This window comes from Rhodococcus sp. EPR-157, assembly GCF_001647195.1.
Taxonomy (GTDB): Bacteria; Actinomycetota; Actinomycetes; order Mycobacteriales; family Mycobacteriaceae; genus Rhodococcoides.
This window is the reverse complement of the sequence record NZ_LVCV01000507.1, coordinates 1-1,009: the sequence shown is the minus strand read 5'-3', so window position 1 is coordinate 1,009 and position 1,009 is coordinate 1. Positions and strand designations below refer to the sequence as shown.

Genomic DNA, 1,009 nt, shown 5'->3' with positions numbered 1-1,009 from the left:
CGGCGACCGTCGGCGAATCCGTGGCGAAGTGAATCCTTCGCACGAAACCGGACCCGATGGATCCGGCTTCGTTCTTTTGTCGGGGTGACAGGAATTGAACCTGCGACCCTCCGCTCCCAAAGCGGATGCGCTACCAAGCTGCGCCACACCCCGTCTTACCGACGCCATTCAACGTACATGTCCCATTGAACAGCAGACACCAGCGGTACCCGTAGCCGGGCCACCGCTTCCGTCTTCGAAGACTGTACATGCAGGCAATTTGTAATCCCGAACCGAGGTTATGTAGAGTTTCGAACTGCACGCGGCGCTGATGGCGATCCCATCGTTGTCGCGGGCATGCCGATGTAGCTCAATGGTAGAGCCCCTGTCTTCCAAACAGGCTACGCGAGTTCGATTCTCGTCATCGGCTCACTACAAAGCCCGCCCCGCAACGCGGAGGCGGGCTTTGTGCTGTGTTGGGTGCTCGGTGCGCTCGGCCCCGCCGGTGACCGACAGTCTGTTTCGGTCCCTACCCAGCCTGACCGCGCACCTTCCAGCGAACGCGCAGGTTGCAACCGTTGTTTCCGCTGGAACCTGCGCGCCGGGCTCGCGCCCCAAGTGACCGAAAGGCTCATTCGGTCCCAACCAAGACCCTCAGATCCGAACCCCGTCGTACAGCGCCTCTGCTACCGACGCGTCGCCGACGATGTCGAGGACAGCGAGCGGACGCCTGCGCCACACCGCGAGCAGCAGGTTCTGGGCGGACCCGCGCAACGCCACGTCACCCTTGCGGTGTTCACGCGTCACCGAAATCTCGGAACCGCCGAAGTCCAGGAACAGCTCCATGCCGGTTCCGTCGTCGGTGTGCAGGTGGACCGTTCGCCCGGCGAGTTGGGGGAGTTGTTCGAGTGGCACCCTCGTCAGGAACGATTCCGCCCACTCGGCGACGCCGTCCGCAGCACCGGCCGGGTCAGCCCGGTCCGGTTCGGCTCCTCCCCGTGCGTGCACTGCATCCTGCGCGTCGAAACGG

Annotated in this window: 2 tRNA genes and 1 pseudogene; 1 reads left to right on the top strand and 2 read right to left on the bottom strand. The window is 63.9% G+C overall.

Annotated features, from left to right (window positions below):
• Window positions 1–79: 79 nt before the first annotated feature.
• A tRNA-Pro gene (locus A2J03_RS22870) sits at window positions 80–153 on the bottom strand.
• A gap of 185 nt (window positions 154–338) precedes the next feature.
• Here A2J03_RS22870 and A2J03_RS22865 point away from each other — a divergent pair.
• A tRNA-Gly gene (locus A2J03_RS22865) sits at window positions 339–409 on the top strand.
• A 224-nt stretch (window positions 410–633) separates the two neighbouring features.
• Here A2J03_RS22865 and A2J03_RS22860 read toward each other — a convergent pair.
• A pseudogene (locus A2J03_RS22860) lies at window positions 634–1,009 on the bottom strand (maleylpyruvate isomerase family mycothiol-dependent enzyme); the annotation flags it as partial.